The organism is Vibrio sp. Vb339, from assembly GCF_902751245.1.
In the GTDB taxonomy this organism is placed as follows: domain Bacteria; phylum Pseudomonadota; class Gammaproteobacteria; order Enterobacterales; family Vibrionaceae; genus Vibrio; species Vibrio coralliirubri.
Map to the genome: position 1 here is coordinate 1 of NZ_CADDIS010000029.1, position 936 is coordinate 936.

Here is a 936-nt window from a genome sequence, read left to right on the forward strand (position 1 = left end):
GCCATTACCTCACCAACTAGCTAATCCCACCTAGGCATATCTTGACGCGAGAGGCCCGAAGGTCCCCCTCTTTGGCCCGTAGGCATTATGCGGTATTAGCCATCGTTTCCAATGGTTATCCCCCACATCAAGGCAATTTCCTAGGCATTACTCACCCGTCCGCCGCTCGACGCCCATTAACGCACCCGAAGGATTGTTAGTGTCGTTTCCGCTCGACTTGCATGTGTTAGGCCTGCCGCCAGCGTTCAATCTGAGCCATGATCAAACTCTTCAATTTAAGATTTTGTGACTCAACGAATACTGACTTCAAAACTACTATGTAATTYTAAAGCTATTAYCATTCCAACAGAATGRTAATGAATTGACTGTGCCRAWTAACGCCTCTCTAYAAAGAAAGTARTTAWWCGTATTGGTCACTCAGTTCATTGAAATCATTTTGWTWCCGAAGWAWCTGTYTTAYCTAACGATAAAACGTTTTGATATTCATCAACGAGTGCCCACACAGATTGATAGGTTTAAATTGTTAAAGAGCTTTGCTTTCAGTGCCTTAGCACTTAAGCAGGACGCGTATAATACGCTTTCTACTTTGAAAGTCAACATAAAATACTAAGAAAACTTAGAACTCTATGGTGACTTGTCTACTTTGTAGACAAAGTCGAAATTAAAGCCTGGCGATGTCCTACTCTCACATGGGGAAGCCCCACACTACCATCGGCGCTATTGTGTTTCACTTCTGAGTTCGGCATGGAATCAGGTGGGTCCACAATGCTATGGTCGCCAAGCAAATTTTAAAATTCGGAAAGCTGTTAAATTCTCTTCAAACTCATTCAAGCGTTTGGTATTTCTTTGAGTCCACAAAACCCCTTGGGTGTTGTATGGTTAAGCCTCACGGGCAATTAGTACAGGTTAGCTCAATGCCTCGCAGCACTTACACAC

The 936-nt window shown here is 43.3% G+C and carries 2 rRNA genes; both read right to left on the minus strand.

The features are described 5' to 3' along the window. Nucleotides 1-277, minus strand: a 16S ribosomal RNA gene (locus HRQ85_RS26075); the annotation flags it as partial. Between the two features lie 389 nt (nucleotides 278-666). Then, nucleotides 667-782: ribosomal RNA gene (rrf, locus tag HRQ85_RS26080) — 5S ribosomal RNA — on the minus strand. Nucleotides 783-936: the final 154 nt, after the last annotated feature.